The sequence below is a fragment of the uncultured Phycicoccus sp. genome (assembly GCF_947495705.1).
Lineage (GTDB): Bacteria > Actinomycetota > Actinomycetes > Actinomycetales > Dermatophilaceae > Phycicoccus.
The window spans coordinates 181,165-202,269 of record NZ_CANLZR010000007.1; the positions used below are offsets into that span (position 1 = coordinate 181,165).

19 protein-coding genes are annotated in these 21,105 nt (G+C 73.2%); 6 read left to right on the forward strand and 13 right to left on the reverse strand.

The annotated features are described in order from the left end of the window. Positions 1-20: 20 nt before the first annotated feature. From Q0963_RS11705 to Q0963_RS11720, 4 genes are all read right to left on the reverse strand, one after another. Positions 21-1,823 carry a GAF domain-containing SpoIIE family protein phosphatase gene (locus Q0963_RS11705; protein ID WP_299445937.1) on the reverse strand — a complete coding sequence of 601 codons (1,803 nt, stop codon included), beginning with the start codon at positions 1,821-1,823 and terminating at the stop codon, positions 21-23. Positions 1,824-2,146: 323 nt separating this feature from the next. After that, positions 2,147-2,917 (reverse strand): ferredoxin reductase, encoded by a 771-nt coding sequence (locus Q0963_RS11710; protein ID WP_299445939.1) that lies wholly within the window; start codon positions 2,915-2,917, stop codon positions 2,147-2,149. Then, positions 2,917-3,516: a sulfite oxidase-like oxidoreductase gene (locus Q0963_RS11715; protein WP_299445941.1), complete on the reverse strand. Its 600-nt coding sequence runs from the start codon at positions 3,514-3,516 to the stop codon at positions 2,917-2,919. The genes Q0963_RS11710 and Q0963_RS11715 overlap by 1 nt, the downstream gene beginning before the upstream one ends. 31 nt (positions 3,517-3,547) lie before the next feature. Next, positions 3,548-6,550 (reverse strand): EAL domain-containing protein, encoded by a 3,003-nt coding sequence (locus Q0963_RS11720; RefSeq protein ID WP_299445944.1) that lies wholly within the window; start codon positions 6,548-6,550, stop codon positions 3,548-3,550. A 207-nt stretch (positions 6,551-6,757) separates the two neighbouring features. Here Q0963_RS11720 and Q0963_RS11725 point away from each other — a divergent pair, with 207 nt between their 5' ends. Next, a complete protein-coding gene (locus Q0963_RS11725) occupies positions 6,758-7,276 on the forward strand; it encodes a hypothetical protein (RefSeq protein ID WP_299445947.1) in 519 nt (172 codons plus the stop codon). Between the two features lie 34 nt (positions 7,277-7,310). Continuing rightward, positions 7,311-7,790: a DUF421 domain-containing protein gene (locus Q0963_RS11730; RefSeq protein WP_299445950.1), complete on the forward strand. Its 480-nt coding sequence runs from the start codon at positions 7,311-7,313 to the stop codon at positions 7,788-7,790. Between the two features lie 27 nt (positions 7,791-7,817). Here the strand turns inward: Q0963_RS11730 and Q0963_RS11735 are convergent, their stop codons facing one another. Then, the gene (locus tag Q0963_RS11735; RefSeq protein WP_299445953.1) at positions 7,818-8,315 is read right to left on the reverse strand and encodes a hemerythrin domain-containing protein; all 498 of its coding nucleotides are present in this window, start codon (positions 8,313-8,315) and stop codon (positions 7,818-7,820) included. A 108-nt stretch (positions 8,316-8,423) separates the two neighbouring features. Here Q0963_RS11735 and Q0963_RS11740 point away from each other — a divergent pair, with 108 nt between their 5' ends. Then, positions 8,424-8,948: a CinA family protein gene (locus Q0963_RS11740; protein ID WP_299445955.1), complete on the forward strand. Its 525-nt coding sequence runs from the start codon at positions 8,424-8,426 to the stop codon at positions 8,946-8,948. Between the two features lie 33 nt (positions 8,949-8,981). On the opposite strand, the gene Q0963_RS11745 is transcribed toward Q0963_RS11740, so the two are convergent. Beyond that, positions 8,982-10,580, reverse strand: a complete 1,599-nt coding sequence (locus Q0963_RS11745) for an alpha-amylase family glycosyl hydrolase (protein WP_299445958.1) — start codon at positions 10,578-10,580, stop codon at positions 8,982-8,984. Between the two features lie 176 nt (positions 10,581-10,756). Here Q0963_RS11745 and Q0963_RS11750 point away from each other — a divergent pair, with 176 nt between their 5' ends. Both Q0963_RS11750 and Q0963_RS11755 read left to right on the forward strand, forming a co-directional pair. Continuing rightward, the gene (locus Q0963_RS11750; RefSeq protein ID WP_299445961.1) at positions 10,757-11,401 is read left to right on the forward strand and encodes a hypothetical protein; all 645 of its coding nucleotides are present in this window, start codon (positions 10,757-10,759) and stop codon (positions 11,399-11,401) included. A gap of 234 nt (positions 11,402-11,635) precedes the next feature. Continuing rightward, a complete protein-coding gene (locus Q0963_RS11755) occupies positions 11,636-12,196 on the forward strand; it encodes a hypothetical protein (protein WP_299445963.1) in 561 nt (186 codons plus the stop codon). Positions 12,197-12,388: 192 nt separating this feature from the next. Here Q0963_RS11755 and Q0963_RS11760 read toward each other — a convergent pair whose 3' ends face one another. The 7 genes from Q0963_RS11760 to Q0963_RS11790 all read right to left on the reverse strand — a co-directional run bounded on the left by Q0963_RS11760 (position 12,389) and on the right by Q0963_RS11790 (position 19,714). After that, positions 12,389-13,774, reverse strand: a complete 1,386-nt coding sequence (locus Q0963_RS11760; RefSeq protein ID WP_299445965.1) for a CopD family protein — start codon at positions 13,772-13,774, stop codon at positions 12,389-12,391. A 121-nt stretch (positions 13,775-13,895) separates the two neighbouring features. After that, on the reverse strand, positions 13,896-14,930 hold the full coding sequence (locus Q0963_RS11765) for a formylglycine-generating enzyme family protein (protein ID WP_299445968.1): 1,035 nt from the start codon (positions 14,928-14,930) through the stop codon (positions 13,896-13,898). A gap of 28 nt (positions 14,931-14,958) precedes the next feature. Then, a complete protein-coding gene (locus Q0963_RS11770) occupies positions 14,959-15,456 on the reverse strand; it encodes a DUF3253 domain-containing protein (protein ID WP_299445971.1) in 498 nt (165 codons plus the stop codon). 34 nt (positions 15,457-15,490) lie between these two features. Beyond that, positions 15,491-16,285: an ABC transporter permease subunit gene (locus Q0963_RS11775; protein WP_299445974.1), complete on the reverse strand. Its 795-nt coding sequence runs from the start codon at positions 16,283-16,285 to the stop codon at positions 15,491-15,493. After that, positions 16,282-17,187 carry an ABC transporter ATP-binding protein gene (locus Q0963_RS11780; protein ID WP_299445977.1) on the reverse strand — a complete coding sequence of 302 codons (906 nt, stop codon included), beginning with the start codon at positions 17,185-17,187 and terminating at the stop codon, positions 16,282-16,284. Before Q0963_RS11780 ends, Q0963_RS11775 begins: the two co-directional genes overlap by 4 nt. A gap of 48 nt (positions 17,188-17,235) precedes the next feature. Then, entirely contained in the window at positions 17,236-17,832 is a 597-nt protein-coding gene (locus Q0963_RS11785; protein WP_299445980.1) for a hypothetical protein, read from the reverse strand. Positions 17,833-18,013: 181 nt separating this feature from the next. Further along, on the reverse strand, positions 18,014-19,714 hold the full coding sequence (locus Q0963_RS11790) for a ribonuclease J (RefSeq protein ID WP_299445982.1): 1,701 nt from the start codon (positions 19,712-19,714) through the stop codon (positions 18,014-18,016). A 253-nt stretch (positions 19,715-19,967) separates the two neighbouring features. On the opposite strand from Q0963_RS11790, the gene Q0963_RS11795 reads away from it, so the two are divergent. Then, on the forward strand, positions 19,968-20,891 hold the full coding sequence (locus Q0963_RS11795) for a hypothetical protein (protein WP_299445985.1): 924 nt from the start codon (positions 19,968-19,970) through the stop codon (positions 20,889-20,891). Positions 20,892-21,105: the final 214 nt, after the last annotated feature.

Below are 21,105 nucleotides of genomic sequence, written 5' to 3' on the forward strand. Positions count from 1 at the left end.
CAACCCGCCTCAGGGACGGGTCAACCGCGCCCCTGCGCGGAGGTGGTCCGCCGCAGGACCAGGGCTGCCGCGTCGTCGTCGTAGCGGTCGTCGCGGAGCCGGTCGACGAGCTCGCCCAAGGCCACCGCGAGCGGGCCGTCACCCAGCCGGACGACCTCGGCTGCGAGCCGGTCGAGCCCGACGTCGAGGCTCTCGTCGCGGCGCTCCACCAGCCCGTCGGTGACCACGAGGAGGAGGTCGCCCGGTACGAGGGGCACCCGCGAGCTCTGGCGCTCCTCCGCCAGTCCCAGCGGCGCCCCGTCGGCGAAGGGGAGCCGCTCGACGTCGCCGTCGGACCTCAGGACCGTCGGTGGGATGTGGCCGGCGTTCGTCACGTGCAGCACCCCCTGCGCGGGGTCGGCGAGGACGTAGAGCAGGGTGACCAGCTGGTCGGCACCGAACTGCTGCACCATCCGGTCGAGCTTCGACACGACCGTCGCGGGCTCGGGGTCGACCGAGGCGAAGGCACGGATCGAGGCGCGCATGTGGGCCATCACGGCGGCCGCGGTGACCCCGCGCCCCATGACGTCCCCGACGAAGGCGATCAGCCGCCCGTCCTCCAGGGGGATGGCGTCGTAGAAGTCACCGCCGACCTCGGTGCGCCCCGAGGGGTGGTACCGGCTGTGCACCTCCCAGTGCTCGTTCCCGATCACCTGGTCGGGCAGCACGGCTCGCTGGAGCTCCTCGGCGACGGCCCGGGTCTGGCTGTAGAGCTCGGCGTTGTCGAGCGCGCTCGACGCCCGGCGGGCCAGGTGCTCGGCGAAGCTGACGTCGTCCTCCCCGTAGCGGCGGCCGGCGTCGGTCGACACCCAGGTGATGACTCCCGTGACGCGGCCCCGGACGGCCAGGGGCACGAGCAGCGCGCTGCGTAGGTCGAGCTCTCGCGCGACCCGCAGGTGCTCTTCGTCCTGGGCGGTCTGGACCAGGACCTCGTCGGTGATCTCGGGGAAGAGCAGCGGCTTGCCGGTGCGGACGACCTCCATCGGACCGAACCGGCTCGCGGGGTCGGGGGGCCAGCGCTTCTGCAGCTCCATGGCGAGCGCGACCTTGGCCGGGTCGACGTGGGCGACGGCGAGACGGTGGAGCGACCCGTCCCGAACGACGTCGATGGCGCACCAGTCGGCGAAGTCGGGCACGGCGAGCCGGGCCACCCGCTGGATGGTGACGTCGAGGTCCAGGCTGTTGTTCAGCTCGATCGACGCCTCGGCGAGGAACGCGAGCCGCGCGGTCTGCTTGGCGGCGTCGGCGACCGCCTCGATGCGCACGAGGGCCTGGGTGCACGTGTCGGCGAGGACGTCGAGGAACTCGAGCTCCACCGGGTGCGGCTCGTTGCCTCCGGGGATGGACAGGTGGATGGCGCCGAGGGTCCGCCCCACGGCCCGCAGCGGGACGGTGATGGTGGTGCGCTCCCCTCGGGCGGCCACCGTCAGCCCCGGGTAGGCCAAGCGGATGGCGTCGGCCCCGATGAGGACCTGGCGGCGGCCCGTACGGACCGCGTCGGTGACGGTCGTGCGACGCGTGAGCGGGATGACCTCCCACTCGGCGGCTTCCGAGGCGGAGATGCCCCGGACCCCGAGGAGGCGGACGGTGTCCCCCTCGAGGACCGCGAGCGCGGCGATGGTCGCGCCGAGGGCGTCAGCCATGTGCTGGGTGACGATCTTCGTCACGGCCTCGACGGTGGCGGCGCCCGCGAGCTCGCTGGTGACGCGCGCGAGCCGGGTCAGGTTGTCGCCCACCTCGCGCGACATCCGCGGCCGGGGCCGGCCGCTCAGCTCGTTCGCCACCCCGTGATCCTCGCAGGTTGCCGGTCGCCCTGTCTGTAGCCCGTCCGCGCACAGGCCGTTCGGCGGCAGACCCTGGCCGAGCGACAGGCAGGTCCTGACCGAGAGCGACACCGGCCGCTCCCGGCCCGCCGTCCCGACATCGACCAATAGGTCGTTCGGGGTACGGGCCGGTGTACCAGGCGTGACCTATTGGTCGTTCGGGGTACGGGCCGGTGTACCAGGCGTGACCTATTGGTCGTTCGGGGTACGGGGCGGTGTACCTGCCGTGACCTATTGGTCGTTCGGGGTACGGGGTGGGCCGGAGGCGGGGTCGCGACCCCCCGTCAGCTGGACGGGCCGAAGCGCTCGGTGCGGATGGCCCCGGAGTCGTGGCCGCGCTCCAGCAGCCACCGGGTCGCCGTCTCGACGAACCCGTTCGGCCCGCACACGTAGACCCGCGGGGGCACGGGCGTGGCCGAGGCGGGCGGGACGTCCTCGAGCCGGAGCCGGCCGGGCGCGCGTGCGTCGTCCGGCAGGCCGCCGCGCGTGTACAGACGGTCGACGCGCAGGCCGGGGGTCGTCCGGGTGAGCGCGAACAGCTCGTTGGTGTAGAAGACGTGGTCCGGAGTCCGCGCCGAGCAGATGAGATGGAAGGGAACCGTCGAGCCCGACCGCACCCGCTGCCGCACCATCGCCATGAGGGGGACGACCCCGGAGCCACCGGCGAGCAGGAGCACGGGCTCGGCCATCTCCTCGGTCCACCGGAACCACCCGCCGATCGGCCCGCGCACCTCGCACTCGTCCCCGGGCTCCATCGTCTCGACGAGGTACGGCGAGACCTCGCCGTCGCCGACGAGCTGGACGGTGAGGGCGATCCGCCCCGCCTCGGGGGCGTTCGCGACGGAGTAGGTGCGCTGGGCGGTGTACCCGTCCTCGGCGGTGAGCCGGACGTCGACGTGCTGACCCGCGTCGTGGCTCGGCCAGCCGGGCACGTCGAGGACGACGGTGCGAGCCGTGCGGGTCTCGAGCCAGTCGTCGACGAGACGGGCACGCAGCCACGGCATCGGACCGGGCCGTCCGGGCACGGCCGTCGCGTCGCCGGTGCCTGCCGCCATCAGTCCCCCACGTAGCGCTGCTCGCGCCACGGGTCGCCGTAGTCGTGGTAGCCCAGCGCCTCCCAGAAGCCGGGGGTGTCGTCCCGGAGCAGCTCGATCTCGCGCACCCACTTCGCGGACTTCCAGAAGTACAGGTGCGGGACGAGCAGGCGGGCCGGGCCGCCGTGTTCGGGGGTGAGCGGGCGCCCGTCGTAGGCGTGGGCGATCCACGCCCGGCCGCCGAGCAGGTCGGCGAGCGGCAGGTTCGTCGTGTACCCGCCGTAGGAGTGGACGAGCGCGTGGGTCGCGCCGGCCGTTCGCGCGCCGACGACGGCGTCGAGCGGCACCCCGCTCCACGTCGTGTCGAGCTTGCTCCACTTCGTGACGCAGTGGATGTCGACGGTCACCGTCTCGCTCGGGAGGGCCATGAGGTCCGGCCACGCCAGGGACGACCGCGTGCCGTCGACGGCGGTGACGTCGAGGCGCCACCGGTCGGGGTGGACGTCCGGCGTCGGGCCGGCCGACAGGACGGGGAACCCGCTCTCGAGGTACTGACCCGGTGGGATCCGCGGGTCCCGGTCCCGTCGGCGCCCGACGAAACCGCGGCTGACGACGTTCATGGACCCATCATCCGCGACCGGCCGGGCGGGCTCAGACGCGGTCCACGCCCACCCTCGCCGCACCGACCGCGGGCCGCGGGTGCAGATACGAGGAGACGAAGCTCGCCACGGGGGTCGGGCGCCCCACGTAGTAGCCCTGGGCGTAGTCGACGCCCAGCTCGCGCACCAGCTCGAACACCTCGGTGTCCGAGATGAACTCGGCGATGGTGCCCTTGCCCAAGTTGCGTGCGACGTCGACGATCGAGCGGAGCAGCTGGCGGTCCATCGGCGAGCGGGCCGCGTCCGTGACGAACTCGCCGTCGATCTTCACGTAGTCGAAGACCAGGTGCTTGAGGTAGTAGAAGGACCCGTAGCCGGCACCGAAGTCGTCGAGGGCGAAGTGCACGCCGAGAGCGCGGAGCCGTTCGCCGAAGCCCTTGGCCGCCGCGACGTCACGGACGGCAGCGGTCTCGGTGACCTCCACGACGAGGGCGCTCGCGTCCACCCCGAACTCGGCGAGCGCGTCGACGAGGGCCCGCTCCACGCCCGGGTCGCCGATCGAGTACGCCGAGACGTTCACCTCGAGGGTGAAGCCCGGGTCGTGCTCCCGTAGCTCGGCGAGGAGCGCGATCGACCGCCGCAGGACCCATGAGTCGAGAGCCGGCGCGAGGCCGGTGAGCTCGGCGATGTAGACGAACTTGCCCGGCGACACCAGCTCGTCGCCGTCGCGGAGCCGCACGAGCGCCTCGGCTCGGGTCACCTCGTCGCGGGCGACGTCGAGGATGGGCTGGAGGTGGAGCTCGAAGAGGTCGTGGTGGAGGGCGTGCTCGATCCGGTCGCGCCACTCCATCCGGGCGCCGAGCCGGGGGTGCCGGTGCTCGGCCGAGGTGAGCAGGACGTACCCGTCGCGGCCGGCGTCCTTGGCGTCGTACATGAGCATGTCGGCGAGGGCGAGCACGTCACCGTCGTGGGCCGTCGCCGCGTCGAACGTCACGACGCCGATGCTCGCGGTGACCCGGCGGTGCGCCCCGTCCAGGGCGGCGCAGTGCTCGCGGATCTGCCGCACCAGGTGGGCCGCGACGGTCTCGGCGTCGGTCTCGTCCGCCTCGGGCAGCAGCACGGCGAACTCGTCGCCGCCGAGCCGTGCCACGGTGTCGGATGTCCGGACACCGTCGCGCAGGATCCGACCCGTCGACGCGATGAGGTGGTCGCCGGCCGCGTGCCCCAACGTGTCGTTGACCTCCTTGAAGTGGTCGAGGTCGATGAGCAGCAGCGCGCCACGCGGTCCGTAGCGCGCGCAGAGCGCCTGGTGCTGGACCATGTCGGCCTCGAACCGGCGCCGGTTCGGTAGGCCGGTGAGAGCGTCGTGGTCGGCCAGGTGGGTGAGCCGGTCCTCGTAGCGCCGGCGCTCCGAGACGTCGACGACGTTGACGATGATCTCCTCGTCGTCGGCCCCGTCGGTGATGAAGCGGCTGCTCGTGGCCACGTGGATCAGCTCGCCGTCGGCCCCCGGCACCTGCCACTCGGCCTCGACGAGTCGACCGTCGGCCGCGACGGCCTGCCGGAGGTAGTCGGCGACCTCCGCGGGGCTGTCGGGTGCGAGCGCCGAGACGTGGGTGCCGACGAGGTCGTCCATGGTCCGCCCGAACATGGTGGCCAGGGCCCGGTTGGCCTGCGAGATGCGGCCGTCGGCGTCGAGCACGACGATGCCGTGGGGCGCGTCGGCGATGAGGCGGTCGGAGCGTGCGCGCTCCCGGCGCAGCCGCTCGACGGTCTCGTGGTCCTCGGTGACGTCCTGCCACATGAGGACCGCCCCCGCGGGCGCGCCGTCCTCCCCGGCGTGCAGCGGGAGCGCGTCGACCGAGACGACCCGGCGTTCGCCGGCTGCGTCCTCGCTCACCAGTCGCTGCCCCTCCACCCGCTCACCCCGCAGTGCGCGGACCGACGGGCGGTCCTGAGGCGGCAGGTCCCGGCCGTCCAGCGTGCGGGACAGCAGGAGGCCGTCGGCGTCACGGGTGTCGTCGCCCTCGACGGGCCCCGGGAGCCACGACGACGCGGCCCCGTTCTGCAGCTCGATGGAGCCGTCCCGCCCGATGAGGAACAAGCCCACGGGCAGTGCCTCGACGAGGATGCGCAGGTCCTCGACGGCGTCCACGGCACGGCGGCGGGCCGCGGCGAGCCCGGCCATGACGTCCTCGACCTGGGTGCGGACGGTGGCCAGCACCATCGCGAGCATCGCCGAGATCATCATGAACGCCTGGAGGACCAGGGCCCGGTCCGTGGCGGACTCGATGACGCCGAGCGGTCCTCCCTCGAACGTGCGGACCAGCACGAGGGCGCTGACGGCGATGAGCCCGCCCTGGGCCGCGGCGGAGGGCAGCGGCAGGCGCAGGGCGCCCCACACGACGAGGCCCAGCGGCAGGAAGGCCAGCGGCAGGTCCTGGTCGGGGCCGAAGGTCCATACCATCGCCGCGACGCTCGCGGCGAAGACGACGGCCGCCTCCGCCAGCTGGCGCCGGGAGCCCGGCTCGGGCCGGTTCCCCATCGTCACCAGCGGACCGGCGATCACGAGCACCGCCGTCATGTTGCGCAGCCACCACCCGATGCCCGTGCCCCACCCGACATCGGCACCGGTCGTGGCGATGGCAGCCACGCCGACGACGGCGCTCGCGGCCACGCCGACGGCGGCCGCACCGACGAAGCGGTAGAACCCGGACATGCGGCGCAGGCCGTCGGCGAGCGGCGAGGACCGGGCGGTGCGGGTGGCGATGAACAGGGCCCGGGTGACCACGCAGACCGTGACGTTGGCGACGCCGAGGATGACCCCGGCAAGGACCGGCAGCCCGGTGATGGCGTTGCCGGTGGCGGCGAGGACCCCGACGAGGGCAGCGGCCAGGACCACCTCGGGGCGCGAGCGGGTGCGGAGCAGCCACAGCACGCCGACCCCGGCAGCCGGCCAGAACACGGCGAGCCCGGTCTCGGGCAGCACGGTGAGCCGGCCGAGGAAGATCGAAAGGGCGAACAGCGCCGCGAAGACGAGGGTTCGGCGACGCATGGGGCTCCCGTCCAACAACGACTTCGACACCCCTGCCGGCCACCAGGATCGGTGATCGCGGGCCCTTTGTCACCTCGAGCACGCCGAGATCTTGACAACGGTGTCAGATGGTGGCCGTTCGGTCCGAGTTCCAGGACCCGAACGGACGATGAGCATCCTGCGGACCGCTCCGGACCATCGACCCGCGGGAAGTGCTAGACCGTGCATATGCCACACCTGCCGGCCACCCTCGACGGCCTCGAAACGCCAGGTCAGGGCCGGACCGCCCTCCGGTGGCGCCGGTCGTTCGTCGCGCTGCTCGTCGCCTTCGTCCTCGCGGGCACCACCGGGCTCCTCGGCGTGCGGACGACGACCATCTCGGCCGCCGAGGACGGCTGGGAGATCTCGGTCGAGCACGCCACGATCGCGCGGGCGGGCCTCGACGTCCCGTGGACGGTCACCCTCACCCACGACGCCGGGTTCGACGGGGACGTCACCCTCGCGGTCACCGGCGACTACTTCGACATCTACGAGTCCCAGGGCTTCAACCCCGAGCCCTCCGACGAGACCCGTGACGGGGACACCCGGTTCCTCACGTTCAGCCCGCCCGCCGGCCGGACGCTCGTGGTCTCGTACGACGCCTACATCCAGCCCTCCGCCCAGCTCGGGCGCAGCGGCACGGTGGCGGTCGTCGTCGACGGGCGCCGGCTCGCCCCGGTGGGCTTCCGCACCGTCCTGCTCCCCTGACCCACCCCCTTCTCCACCTCGAAGGAGAATCTCCATGGAGATCGTCATCCGCGCCGTCGCGGTCTTCCTGTTCCTCTGGCTCGTCACCCGGGCCGTCGGGCGCTCGACCCTCGGCGAGCTCAGCACGTTCGAGCTGCTGCTGTACGTCGTCATGGGCGACCTCGTGCAGCAGGCCGTGACTCAGCAGGACTACTCGGTGACCGCCGGGATGCTCGCCGTCGGGACGTTCGCGCTTCTGACGGTGGCCCTGTCGTGGGCCCAGTGGCGCTTCCCCCGCACCCGGCCGGTCATCGCCGGGCGGCCCCTGCTCGTGGTCGCCGACGGCCGCCCCATCGAGGACGGCATGCGCCGCCAGCGGCTTGCGCTGGCCGACCTCCTCGTGGCGGCCCGCGAACAGGGCATCCGCAGCCTGCGCGACGTCGAGTACGCGGTGCTGGAGGCCGACGGGCGGATCAGCTTCTTCACCCGTGAGTCCCAGCGGGACGGGGCACCGGAGAAGCCGCCCCAGGGCTGAGCCGCGCGACGCCGCGCGTCACACCCGTCAGGAGATGACCGCGTCCACCGTCTTCTTGAGGGCACTCGGCTGCTCCGGGCGGCGCGGCGCCGACTCCTTGGCCTGCGCGAGCTCGGCCCCGATCTCCCGGAGCTGGGTGCGCGAGAGCCCCTCCCGGACCTTGGGGAACCAGTCCTGCTCCTCCTCCTGCATGTGGTGCGTCACGTTCTCGATGAGCACGGTGGCCTTGGCGACGAACCGCTCGTCCTCGGGCGACATGCCGGCGAGCTCGACGACGAGGACGTCGGCCACGTGGTGCTCCTCGAACGACTCCAGGATGTCGTCCTCGAGGTCGGGGAGCAGCGCGCGCACCCGCGGGTACATCACCTCGTTCTCGATGTAGGTGTGCACGGTGAGCAGCTCGATGATCTGCTCCACGAGGCGGCCCTTGCGCGCCCGGGTCGTCGACGACTTCTGGAACTCCCGGAAGAGCGAGCGCACCTCCTTGTGGTCGTCCTTCAACATGACGATGGCGTCCTGGGACATCTAGGCTCCTCGAGTGGTCCGAACTGCGACGACGCCCGTTCCAGCAGCGTCCTCCGGCTGTTACCCGCCACCGTGCCCCCGAAACCGTGCCGGCGTCCGGGGGCCGGCATGAGCGACGACCGCGCGCCGGGCTCCGCCTCCGCGGCGGGCCGTGACGCCGACCCCGATGACGACGCCGCCGCCGTGGCCCGGCTGGCCGCGTCGCGCGGCTGGACCGTTGCGACGGCGGAGTCGCTGACGAGCGGGGCGGTCGCCTCGATCCTCGGGGCGGCCCCGAAGGCGTCCGAGTGGTTCCGGGGCGCCGTCGTCGCGTACGCGAGCGAGGTGAAGTTCGACCTGCTCGACGTGCCCCGCGGCCCGGTGGTGTCCCGGGCGGCCGCGGTGGCGATGGCGCAGGGCGCGCGCCGGCGGCTCGGCGCCCAGCTGGCGGTCGGCACCACGGGGGCGGGCGGCCCCGACCCCCAGGACGGCCGGCCGCCGGGGACGGTGTGTCTGGCGGCGGTGTGGCCCGGTGGTCACCACGCCGAGGAACACCACCTGGACGGGGACGACCCGGCGGCCGTCGTGCGGTTCACCACGGACCGTGCAGTGGCGCTGCTCCGGGAGGTCCTCGAGGACCCCGCCGTCGGGTAGACCGTCGACGCCGCCCGTCGCCCTCGCGGGGTGTCAGGGACGCGCGGGCCGCTCGAAGACGCCGAAACCGAACCCGGCGGCCACGGCCCGACCGTCGGCGAGGTCCACGCCCTCGACCTCGACGGGCTGCACGCCGTCCCACCCGGCAGGGAGCGGCGCGGTTGCCGCGTCGCGCCGGGGGTTGACGACGACGAGATGGGTCCCGCCGCGCACGTAGACGAACGGGTAGCCCTCGGTGAGCACCTCGAGGGCCCCGCCCGGCGCCAGGGCCGGCGTCGCGTGCCGCAGGGCCACGAGCCGGCGGACGAGGTGGAGCAGCGACCCCTCGTCGGCCTGCTGGCCGGCCACGTCGGGGCGGCCCGGGTCGGGGTCGAGGGGCAGGTAGAACCGGTCCGGGTCCGCGTCGGAGAAGCCGGCACCCGGGCCGAGTTTCCACTGCATCGGGGTCCGCGAGCCGGTGCGGTTGTTCGTCGGCGACAGGATGCTGCCCTCCTTGTCGGGGAGGTCCTCGACGTAGCGCATGCCGATCTCGTCGCCGTAGTAGATGGTCGGCAACGACGGCCAGGTGAGGAGGAACGCGAAGGCGCAGCGGGCCTGCTCGGCGGTGCGGGGGCCGCTGACGAGGCGGGCGTAGTCGTGGTTCGCCGTCGGCAGGGCGATGTGCCCGCCGTCGACGCCGATGGCGCCGGTCGCTCGCCGCCACTCGCGGAGGAACACGTCGATGCCACCGCTGCCCTCGGGGTCGAAGAAGAACCGATCGGTCTCGGTCCACGCCGAGTCGTGCGTCCCGATCCCGGTGTGCCACAGCGACCGCAGCGCCGGGTTGGCGAACTGGAGGAAGAAGTCCGCGTGGAAGCCGGCAGGGACGGCGACGGCGGGCTCGCCCCACTCGGACAGGAGCGCGACGTCCGGGTAGGCCGCGTCGAGCCACCGTCGCATCTCGCCCCAGAGCCGAGCGGTCTCGCCGTGGCCGGGATCGTCCTTGACGAGCGAGGCGGCCATGTCGACGCGGAAGCCGCTGATGCCGAGGTCGAACCAGTGCGCCATGACGTCCTTGAGCGCCTGCCGGTTCGCCTGGGGGCCCTCGGCGTCCACCGGGTCCCGCCACGGCTCGGCCGGGTCGGCGCGGGCGTACCCGAAGTTCAGCGCCGGCTGGCACGGGTAGAAGTTCAGCTGGTAGTAGCCGCCACGGCGGCCGGGCACCGGGGCCCATGCGCTCGCGGGAGCGCCGACCCGCTCGTTGCCGATGTAGCGCCCGTCCGCCGGGTCGTCGGCCCACTGCCGGAACCACGGGTGCTGGTCGCTGGTGTGGCCCGCGACGAGGTCGAGCAGCACCCGGATGCCCCGGCTGCGGGCGGCGTCGACGAAGGCGACGAGGTCCTCGTTCGTGCCGTACCGCGGTGCGACGGTCAGGTAGTCGCTGACGTCGTAGCCCGCGTCGGCGAACGGTGACGCGAAGAGCGGGCTGAACCAGACGGCGTCCACCCCGAGCCACGCGAGGTGGTCGAGCCGGTCGAGGGCACCGGGGAGGTCGCCGACGCCGTCGCCGTTGCCGTCCGCGAAGGACTGCGGGTAGATCTGGTAGAGGACCGAGTTCGCCAGCCAGGCCGGCTGGGGGCGGGTGCTCGTCACGTCGTCACCCTAGCCAGGCGGCGAGTACGGACGGTGGGTGAAGACCGTCGCCATAACGGCGGTCTTCACCCACGAGTACGGACGCGAGCCGCCCGGTGCGGGAACATCGGAACCGGTCGGTGCATCCAAGGGGTGTGGGTCCAGCTGGACCCCGACCACCGAGAGAGGACCCGGCGATGAGCGAGTTCGATCCAGCATCCGACCCCGAGGCCGGGGACTCCGACCTCGGCGGCGCCGCGCTCGCGGACGCCCAGTACCTCGACACCAACGTCGACGGCTATGTCGACTCCGTCGCGGTCCGCAACCTCGACGGCACCACGGACATGTTCGTGGACCAGAACCAGAACGGCGTCTTCGAGGGCGCGGTCCGCTACCGGCCGGACGGGGTCGTGGCCGGGGCCTTCTACGACGCCGACGAGAACGGCGCGTACGAGATCGCCGTCATCGACCAGACCGGGAACGGGGTCCTCGACACCACCGTCGTCGACAGCACCGGCGACAACCAGCTCGACACGGTCGTGGCGGACCTCAACGAGAACGGTGTCGCCGATACTCAGGAGGTGCAGGCCGCACCGTCGTCGGGGATCTACACCGGCGAGGTCTGGGGAACCCCCGGCTCTGCCGGAAACCCCCGCCCGGCCGCACCCTGGGAGACCGGGCCGGGCATCATCGGCCCCGCGACGAACCCAGACCCGCTCGTCGAGCTCATCATCGGCATCGCGGAGGAGACCGGACGGGTCGTGTTCCCGCCGGACGACAGCGATCACGACGGTTGGCCGGACAACGACGACTACCACCCCGGCGACCCGTTCCGGCACTGACGGCGGAGCCGCCGGGTCCGGCCTGACGGCGCGGACGAGCCCGGCTGCCGTCGGACCGGGAGACGACCACTCGGCCGATCCGGTCGTTATCGTGGCTGGGTGACCGCTCCCGGACGGACGCCGCTGACGTGTCCTGTGTGTGGGGCCGCGGCCCATCCCAGGGACCGCGTCTGTCCCGCGTGCGGGGCCGACCTCGCGGCGGGCGACCCCCAGACCTCGCTTTTCGACGACCTCATGCCGCTGGGTGCCGAACCGGAGGAGGCGTACGAGCCGGCGCCGGACCACGAGCCCAGGCCGGACGAGCCCCGTCGGCGGGGAGCGATCGCCCCGTTGCTGGTGCTCGCCGCCGTGATCCTCCTCGCGCTCATCGCCTGGCGGATGGTCCCCGGCGACGGGGACGGCGCAGGCGTCGCGGCCCCGACGGCGTCACCCTCCGCCTCCGAACCCGAGGGCGCCTCATCGTCGGGCCCGGCGACCACTGACGCGCCGACTCCCTCGGACACCTCGTCGCCGACCGACGGCCCGCGCACCATCGAGAAGGCGGCGGGCGCGACCCGGTGCGGCGAGGCCCGCGACGGCGTCGTCGCCTGGCGTGGTAACGACGTCACGAGCTGCGAGTTCGCGGTCGAGACGGCGAAGGCGGTCGTCGACGCGTCCTCGGACCTGCCGACGACCGTCACGGCGCGCTCACCGGTCACGAAGAAGGACTACGCGATGGAGTGCGAGGACACGGCCCCCGTCAGGTGCCGTGGCGGCGACGATGCGCTCGTGTACGTCGACCTGGAGGCCCGGTAGCCGAGCGGCAGGCCCAAGCCGTCAGCCCACGTCGAGCAACCGGCACCCGAAGGGACCGCCGAGGAGGTGCGCCGCCCCGGCGGCGGCTGCGACCGCGACGACGTCCCGGGCGCCGCCGATCCAGCAGCGGGTCAGTGCCACCGGCTCAACCGGCCGGGCCGCCAACTACGCCCCCCATGAGCGGGCGCGTCCCTACGTCATCGCCCCGACGAGCCACGCCGTGAGCGCGATGACGGCGACGAAGGCCGCCGACTCGGCAGCGAAGGAGCGCCGGACCCGCACGGCGAGAGCCTGATCGTCGGGGTCACGCATCAGCGCAGGCCGAAGCCGCAGGTGCATCAGCGCGCCGAGAGCGGCCGCTACCGCGACGACCGCCGTCTTCACGAGGAGGAGGAGACCCCACGCGGTACTCCACAGCTCGCTGGGCGAGTCGAGGATGACCACGGCCAGAGCCACGCCCGCAAGGACGACGGCGGCGAGGGCGGCGCCCGCGAGCCGCGAGAAGCGGGCGACCAGCCAGGCACCGTCCTCGCCCTCGCCGCGTCGGTGGCGCCGCCACAGCAGAGCTGCGATCACGAGGACCCCGCCGGACCACGCGGCCCCGGCCGCGACGTGAACGGCGTTGATCCCGACATGGAGTGCCACCGGACCCACGGAGGCCGTGTGGCCGTCGAACCAGAAGGCGATGAGGACCAGCCCCGCCCCCAGGAAGCCGAGGACCGAGGGCCATCCCCGTGTCCATCGGTGGTCCGCGTGGGTCGTGGCACCGCGCCGGCCGCGCCGACCCCCGAGCAGCGAGGTGGTCGGCAGTCCGAGGACCAGGGCGATACCCCCCGCGACGCGCAGCACCGACGCTGTCGCGAGCGGCGCCTCCCGGACCTCGGCCAGTCCCGGCATCGTGGTCGTGAGCACCCACAGCCGCAGCGCTCCGCCCACGGCGACCGTCGCTCCGGCGGCACGGACCCAGGTCAGGACGGCGCGGAGGTCCGCCTCGCTGCCGCGGATGCAGGTGAGGAGTGCTGCCAGCCCGCCGAGCGCGAGCATGGCGCCGGCGGTCACGAGCACCCGGGAGACGGCGCGCACCGACCCGGCCCATGCGCTGGTGCCGGAGGCATCCAGCGCCTCGTCGAGGGATGCCGGGGGCGCCGTCCCGGTCGGCGACCCGTCGGTGCTCGGCGTTTCCGGCCCCCCCGTGGCCGTCGGGCTGACGACGAACGAGAAGGTGCCGTCGATGGGGTGAGCATCGCCGGCTCGCACCTCCCAGGCGACCCCGTAGGTCCCCGGCCCCAGCGGCGTCACCGGAACGAGGACGAAGTCGGTTTCGTCACCCTCGAGCGATGCCTCGACGCGGGCGCCGTCGGCGTCGAACAGGACGATGCCGTCACCCGAGGCTGTCGCGGGCTCGGTGAAGGAGACGACCACGCGGTCGAGGGGCGCAGCCACCACGGCACCGTCGGTCGGCGACGACCCGTCGAACTCGGTGTGCGCGCTCGCCTGGGCTGGGAGGAGGAGGACGGCGAGGGCCGCACCGAGCAGCGCGACGAGGAGTCGCGCGGGGTGGGTCCCGTTTCCCTGCATGATCTACGAGGCTATCGACCGGAGCCCCGATGGCCAGGCCCCGACCGGTCAGGGCGCGCTGAGGTGCCGCGGGGTCGCAGCCCGGACCTCCGGGCGGGCTCGGCCATCGCCCTCCGCCGGGTCAACCTGGAGCGGGGGCCGGCCGGACCACGCAGCGGAAGCCGATGTGCGTGGTGGCCGAGTCCTCGGACTGCGGCGAGCGGGCGGCGGGCCGGTAGCGGAGGCAGTATTCCGGCGCACAGAGGTGGGAGCCGCCCTTGAGCGTCCGGCGGGGGTGCCGCTCGCCTGGCGCTCTGGAGGCCGCACCCAGGGTGGCGGCGCCCCGGACGGCGTCGGATCTCGAGGGCGCGCAGCACGAGCCCGGTACGCGCTCGGCCGCCGCCCTGGGCGGGCGTGCCGCCTCGCGCGCCAAGGCGTCTCCGGCGTCGCGGTCGGCGCCGGTGAGGAAGAAGGTGCTCGTCCACTCCCACACGTTGCCGATGGTGTCGACGAGCCCGTAGCCGTTGGCCGGGAACGACCCGACCGGTGACGTGCCGGCCCAGCCGTCGGCCCCGGTGTTGAGGTAGGGGAACCGGCCCTGCCAGGTGTTCGCCATGAGCCGGCCGCCGGGGCGCGCCTCGTCGCCCCAGGCGTAGGTGGTGGCGCCGGCGCCGCCTCGGGCTGCGTACTCGAACTCGGCCTCGGTGGGCAGGTCCCGCCCCGCCCATGCCGCGTACTCCACGGCATCGGCGTAGGACACGAGCACGACCGGGTGGTCCGCACGCCCCGCGAGGTCGGACCCCGGCCCGTCGGGGCAGCGCCACGACGCGCCGGGCTGCCAGCGCCACCACCGGCTCCACTCCGTCAGCGGCACCGGACCGGTCGTCGGCGTGAACACCAGGCCGCCCGGGACGAGGAGCGAGGGGTCGGCCCCCGGGAAGTCAGCGGGGTCCGGTCGCTGCTCCGCCACCGTGATGTAGCCCGTCGCGTCGACGAACGCCGCGAACTGCCCGTTGGTCACGGGATGCCGCTCCATCGCGAAGCCGTCGACCTCCACGACCCGCACCGGCCCCTCCTCGGGGTAGCCGTCGGCGGAGCCCATCCGGAAGCGTCCCGCCGGCACCTCGACGAGATCGGTGAGGAGGCGCCCGGCCGGTGCGTGGTGATCGGTCGTCACGGCTCCACCGTAGGGTGCGCCGGCCCCGTCACTCCTCGAACCTGGCTCCACGGCCGACCCGGATCGGACCGCGCGCCCCGCGGGGCACCGGCTGCCCCTTCTGGAGGACCCCCAGGACGCCGGTGTCGTCGAGGTCCCAGGCGAGGTCGCGAACCACGCCGGACAGCGACCGCCACCGGTCACCGCCCACGATGCGGGCCACCTCGCTCGGGCAGACGGTCCCGTCCGGTCGGTGCCGGAGCAGGGCGCGGAACGCCGCCGCGATCCGGGCGGCTCGGCCCGCTGGGGTCGGCTCTTCCCACCACGGCTCACCGCGTTCGCCGAGCGCGACCTTGGCGTCCTGGACCCGATGCCTCGCGGCGTCGCCCTCGGAGCGGACGGCCCTACGGGCTGCCATCAGCTCGGCGACGAGCTCGGCGCGCAGGCGGTCGGGGATGCCGGGGTCCGAGGCGCGCCAGCGCCGTCCGTCGACGACGAGGTAGCGCCCGTCGGGGGTGCGGTCGGCGTCCGGTCGCTCAGCCGTCATGGGCGGAACGGTACGTGCCCGGACGGCGGCGGTGTCAGACCGCGAGGTCGCGGCGGCAGAACGCCACCGTCCCGGCGGCGACGAACGCCCCGGACAGGCCGAGGAGGATCGCGAGGTGCCCGGCGTCGAGCCCGTTGGTCAAGGGGTCCGACCCGGTGAGCCACGTGAACGCCGACCAGTCCCGGGTCCACTCGAGTCCGTCGACCTGGGGCAGGAGACCGCTCGCGGCGTACGCGAGGACCGCACCGCCCGCGGCCGCCCCGATGGCCCAGGCGCGTCGTCCGGTGGCCGCCCCGACGGCGAAGGACGCACTGCCGAAGAGGAACGCGAACGCCGCGAGATGTACGTGCATCGCGGCGAGGTTTCCCGCCCCGACGGACGCGAACCGCGCCGGGCCCGCGATGACGAGCATCGCGAGCCAGAAGACGGCGACGACGGCGAGGAGCGCGGTCGCCAAGGCGCCCACGCGCTGCAGGGCCAGTGAGGTGCGGCTCACCGGGTGGGTGAGGGTGAGGTCGAGCCGGCCGGCCTCCTCCTCGCCCGCGACGATGCGAGCGCCGGCGCCGATCGCGAAGACCGTCATGAGCACCGCGACGACCAGCCCGTACACGGTGGCCCCGAGGTAGCCCGCGGGTGAGGTGATGTTGGTGTAGTTGAGCGCCTCCATCAGCGCCTGCGGGTAGCTCTCGAGCAGCCGGGCGATCTCGGGGTCCTCGAAGGTCGGGTAGAACGCCGCGTACCCGCACCCGACGAACACGATGGCCGCCGTCCAGCCGGCGAGCGACCGCCGGCTGTCGCGCAGCCACTTGGCATAGACGGTGCGGATCACGACGCCACCTCCGGCCGTTCCCCCGAGTACCGGTCGAAGAAGACGTCCTCGAGGTCGGGCTCCTCGCTCGTGAGGCTCAGCACGTCGTGGGCCGCGAGCGCCTTGACGAGCGCGTCGGCGGGCCCTTCGAGCCGGCAGTGCAGCACCGCACCGTCGGCCCGGACGTCGCTGACCCCCGGGAGGCCCACGAAGTCGGCCGTCCGGGCGCGCGCGGCGAAGACCACCTCCACCTGCCGGATCGCGCTCGCACGCAGGCTGTCGACGGTGTCGACCCCCGACAGGCGCCCGTCCCGGATGATGCCGACCCGGTCGGCGGACTTCTGCACCTCGCTCATGACGTGCGAGGACATGAACACGGTGCGGCCCTGCTCGACGACCGCCCGCGCCATCGCCACGAACTCCTGCTGGAGGAAGGGGTCGAGGCCGGCCGTCGGCTCGTCGAGGACGAGCAGCTCGGGCTCGTGCATGAACGCCTGGATGAGTCCGACCTTCTGCCGGTTCCCCTTCGAGAGGGTCCCGATCGGCCGCGTCAGGTCGAGCTGGAGCCGGTCGGCGAGGTCGGTGATCCGAGCCGACGGCACACCACCGCGCAGGTGCCCGAGGTGGGTGAGCAGCTCGTGGCCGGTCTGTCGACCCTCGACGCTGAACTCGCCCTCGAGGTAGCCGAGCCTGCGACGCAGGGCAACCCCCTCCCGGCGCGGGTCGAGCCCGAGCACCCGCACCGACCCGGCCGTGGGCCGGATGAGGTCGAGGAGGATCCGGATCGTCGTGGTCTTCCCGGCTCCGTTGACGCCGAGGAACCCGAACACCTCGCCCGCGCGGACCTCGAGGTCGAGCCCGGCGAGCGCCTGCGTGCGGCCGTACGTCTTCTCGAGCCCCCGCGTCAGGATGACCGCGTCCACGACGTCACCCCTTCGGTCCGATACCTCCAGCGTAGGCGCCCGGCGGCGTCAGCGCAGTGTGCCGTCGGCCACCCGGTGCAGCGTCTCGGGGCGGATCCACCCCTCTGCTCGCCAGAACCCGAGGACGTCGACGAGAGCAGCGCGAGCCGCTTCACGTCGACGAAGGTCCGCCTCGCTCCACGACTGCTCGAACCACGCCTCCAGCTGCCGCTGCTCGGCGGGACCGTCGAGGTCCCGGACACGGCGGGTGGGGCCGAGATGCCGTCCCAGCATGAGCATGGTGAGGCTGTCCCCACCGGGGGTGGCGGTGAGGTAGGCCTCGATCGCCTGGCGGGCGGTGGGGTCGACGAGCGGGGCCGGGCCGGTCGGGCCCGGCGAGACCCGCCCGGGCGGTGTGCGGGTCGTGGCACCTCGGGCCGGCATCGCACCTCGTGGGGCCGACGTCCCCGTCCGGGATGCGCAGGTCGGCGCCCGCGGTGCGCGGGTCGGGGGCACCTCCACCCCGAACAGGAAGACGGACACGTAGCTCTCCGGCACGGGCGCCGCTGCAGCAGCCGCGACGGCCGCCGCGTCGCAGGCGGGGCACAGGACGACCTCACGGTGCCCGACGACCGCGACCTGGTTGCCGCGCGGGGTGCGAGTCATGACCTGCCGGTAGGGGGTCCCACCCGCGGCGCCGCAGCCCTTGCAGCGAGCGTCGCCGCGCAACCACGAGGTGCCGCAGGCGCCGCAGGTGATCTCGATGTCATCGGAGGCGGGCCGACCGCTGAGGTCGTCGGACTCGCCACAGGCCGGGCACGCGGTCACGATGCCAGCCTGCCCAGGCTCACGCGTCGACGATGACGGGGATGATCAGCGGGCTCCGGCGATGCGTGCGGTTGAACCAGGCTGACGTGGCGCGGCGGACGAGCTCCTCGATCTGCTCGAGGTCGTCGATGTCGTCGGCGGTCGCCTTCTTCAGGGCCTTCTGGATGACCGCGGTGGCACCGGAGAAGTCGGCCGCGTCGAGGGCGAAGCCGTGGGCCAGGTAGTCGGGGTCCTCGCTGAGCGCCCCGGTGTCGGGGTCGACGATGCACACGATCGTCAGGACGCCCTCCTCGGCAAGGGTGCGCCGCACGTGCAGGGTCTCCTCGGTGGCCGTGCCGACGCTGGCGCCGTCGACGTAGACGAGCCCCGCGGGGACGGTGCCGGCGATGCGGGCCTGCCCGTCGACGAGGTCGACGACCGCGCCGTCGTGCCCGATGAGCACCCGGTCGGCGTCCACGCCCGTGCGGATGGCGATGTCGGCGTTGGCGCGCAGGTGACGCCACTCGCCGTGGACCGGCAGCACGTGGGACGGGCGGACGATGTTGTAGCAGTACGCGAGCTCGCCCGCGCTGGCGTGGCCGGACACGTGGACCTTGGCGTTGCCCTTGTGGACGACGGTGGCCCCCCACCGGGTCAGCTCGTTGATGACCCGGTAGATGGCGTTCTCGTTGCCCGGGATGAGGGAGCTGGCCATGAGGACGGTGTCACCCTCGGTGATGCTCACGGGGTGGTCGCGGTTGGCCATCCTCGCCAGTGCGGCCATCGGCTCGCCCTGGGAGCCGGTGGCGATGATCGCGACCTGGTCGGGGCGGAACCGGTCCAGGGCCTTGAGGTCCTTGACGACCAGGCCGTCGGGGATCGTGAGGTAGCCCATCTCGCGCGCGATACCCATGTTGCGGACCATCGAGCGTCCGACGAAGGCCACCTTGCGGCCGTGCCGGTGAGCGGTGTCGAGGACCTGCTGGATGCGGTGCACGTGGCTGGCGAAGCTCGAGACGATGATCCGCCCCGGTGTGGTGCGGAAGACGGTGTCGATGGCTGGGGCGAGCTCGCCCTCGGAGACGGTGAACCCCGGGACCTCCGCGTTGGTGGAGTCGACGAGGAACAGGTCGACGCCCTCCTCCCCGAGCCGCGAGAAGGCGCGCAGGTCGGTGACGCGGCCGTCGAGGGGGAACTGGTCCATCTTGAAGTCGCCGGTGTGCAGCACGAGACCGGCCTCGGTGCGGATCGCGACGGCGAGGCTGTCGGGGATGGAGTGGTTCACCGCGACGAACTCGCAGTCGAAGGGGCCGAAGGTGCGGCGGTCGTCCTCGGCGACCTCGACGGTCACCGGGGTGATGCGGTGCTCGACGAGCTTGGCCTTGATGAACGCCAGCGTCAGGCGGGACCCGACGAGGGGGATGTCCGGGCGCTCGCGCAGCAGGTAGGGGACGCCGCCGATGTGGTCCTCGTGGCCGTGGGTGAGGACGATGGCGTCCACGCGGTCCAGCCGGTCCCGGATCCAGGTGAAGTCCGGGAGGATGAGGTCGACGCCGGGCTGGTGCTCCTCGGGGAAGAGGACACCGCAGTCGACGATCAGGAGGCGCCCGGCGTGCTCGAAGACCGTCATGTTGCGACCGATCTCGCCGAGCCCGCCGAGCGGCACGATCCGCAGGCCGCCCTGTGGCAGCGCCGGCAGCTGCTTGTCGCCGGTCTTGCGGCGCGGGGAACGGCGGCTCATCGCGGGGCCTGCGCCGTCTCGCGGAGGGTGCGGCCGGGGACCGGGCGATGGTGCTGCGGGATGTTCACGGTGCTCCGATGTGTGGTTCGGGGGGGATGTGGCTCGGGTGGCAGTCGGCGACCGACGCTCCATCCTCTCAGGGTTCGGCCCCGCCGTGACCAACGAGGGGCCGCCCGGCCCTCGTCACCGTCCTCGACGGGCGTGATTGCCGCCGCCGGCCCGCGCGTAGGGTGGACGTGAGGAGGTGCTGGTCGTGGGACGAGCACAGCTGGTCTGGGCAGCCGCCGGGCTGCTCCTGGGGGCGGGCGTGGCCGGCTGCGGAACGTCCTTGCACCCGGTGGACGACGGGGTCTACGGCGCGCTGGTCCCGACAACGGCGCAGTGGGCCGACGAGAGGTCGACGCAGATACCGGGTGGCTTCGCCGCTCTCCGTGCCGACGACGTGGACCGCGTCGTCCTGCGCATCGACGGGGACAGCGTGTCCTTCGAGCTGGACGGGCAGGTGGCGGCCACCCGGTCGATCGCGGAGCGACGCGCGGTCCGGGACCGCGAAGGGTCGGGCCCGTTCCGGGCCCAGGCGGAGGTTCTTGCCCTCGGCGAGGAGCCGCTGGTCCTGGGCTCCTTGCGGATCAGTGACCCGGTGATCTGGTACGCCGGTGGCTACGAGAGCACCGTGGTGGTCGCAGTGAAGCCGGCCGACCCCGACGAGCGTGGGCCGGTCGTCCAGTGCGTCGCCGAGGACGTCCAGTGCCTCCATCTGCCGGTCGGTGCGGACCCGGTCGGGGACCCGGCCGGTCGCTACCTGGACATGAACCAGCCAGGCACGTCGGAGAACCCGCTGGCCAGCATCGAGGTCACGGCGACGGAGATCGTGTACGCCCTCGACTCCGGCCGGGAAACGCGCACGACTCGGGACGAGGAGTCCCTCATCCGCGCCTGCGGCCTGTGGGAGTCGGCGGCGTGGCCGGTCCCCGCCGAGGCCGGCGTCGCCTTCGACGATCCGGTGCTCGTCGAGACCCGGTGCCCGCTGCCGTACGGGGAGTCGCCCAGCCTCACCGTGATGGAGCGGGCGGCCGTCCCCGTGCTCGCTCCGCTGGCCCCCCAATGGGCCGGGTTCTGGTGTCAGCCCGGGCCGGACTGCCTGTGGTTCATGGACGACGAGGCAGCCGTGGACTGAGCGCCGCGGGCACCCACCGCTCGTGGCGCCCCCAGCCGCCCGGGTGGGCGCCGGCTACCAGCCCACGTGTACGCCCCACCGGTTCCAAGCGTTTTGCCGCTTTCTGAGGAAGCCCTGTAACGAACGCTTTGTCTGGGCATGAGAAAGGGCCCGTCGCGAACGACGGGCCCTTTCTTGAAAGTATGTCCGGCTGCGTCCTACTCTCCCACACCGT

Coding starts and splice junctions, on each gene's coding strand:
- Q0963_RS11710 (WP_299445939.1), bottom strand. CDS start 2,917: ATGGCGGCAGGCACCGGCGACGCGACGGCCGTGCCCGGACGGCCCGGT.
- Q0963_RS11715 (WP_299445941.1), bottom strand. CDS start 3,516: ATGAACGTCGTCAGCCGCGGTTTCGTCGGGCGCCGACGGGACCGGGAC.
- Q0963_RS11720 (WP_299445944.1), bottom strand. CDS start 6,550: ATGCGTCGCCGAACCCTCGTCTTCGCGGCGCTGTTCGCCCTTTCGATC.
- Q0963_RS11725 (WP_299445947.1), top strand. CDS start 6,758: ATGCCACACCTGCCGGCCACCCTCGACGGCCTCGAAACGCCAGGTCAG.
- Q0963_RS11730 (WP_299445950.1), top strand. CDS start 7,311: ATGGAGATCGTCATCCGCGCCGTCGCGGTCTTCCTGTTCCTCTGGCTC.
- Q0963_RS11735 (WP_299445953.1), bottom strand. CDS start 8,315: ATGTCCCAGGACGCCATCGTCATGTTGAAGGACGACCACAAGGAGGTG.
- Q0963_RS11740 (WP_299445955.1), top strand. CDS start 8,424: ATGAGCGACGACCGCGCGCCGGGCTCCGCCTCCGCGGCGGGCCGTGAC.
- Q0963_RS11750 (WP_299445961.1), top strand. CDS start 10,757: ATGAGCGAGTTCGATCCAGCATCCGACCCCGAGGCCGGGGACTCCGAC.
- Q0963_RS11755 (WP_299445963.1), top strand. CDS start 11,636: ATGCCGCTGGGTGCCGAACCGGAGGAGGCGTACGAGCCGGCGCCGGAC.
- Q0963_RS11760 (WP_299445965.1), bottom strand. CDS start 13,774: ATGCAGGGAAACGGGACCCACCCCGCGCGACTCCTCGTCGCGCTGCTC.
- Q0963_RS11770 (WP_299445971.1), bottom strand. CDS start 15,456: ATGACGGCTGAGCGACCGGACGCCGACCGCACCCCCGACGGGCGCTAC.
- Q0963_RS11785 (WP_299445980.1), bottom strand. CDS start 17,832: ATGACTCGCACCCCGCGCGGCAACCAGGTCGCGGTCGTCGGGCACCGT.
- Q0963_RS11790 (WP_299445982.1), bottom strand. CDS start 19,714: ATGAGCCGCCGTTCCCCGCGCCGCAAGACCGGCGACAAGCAGCTGCCG.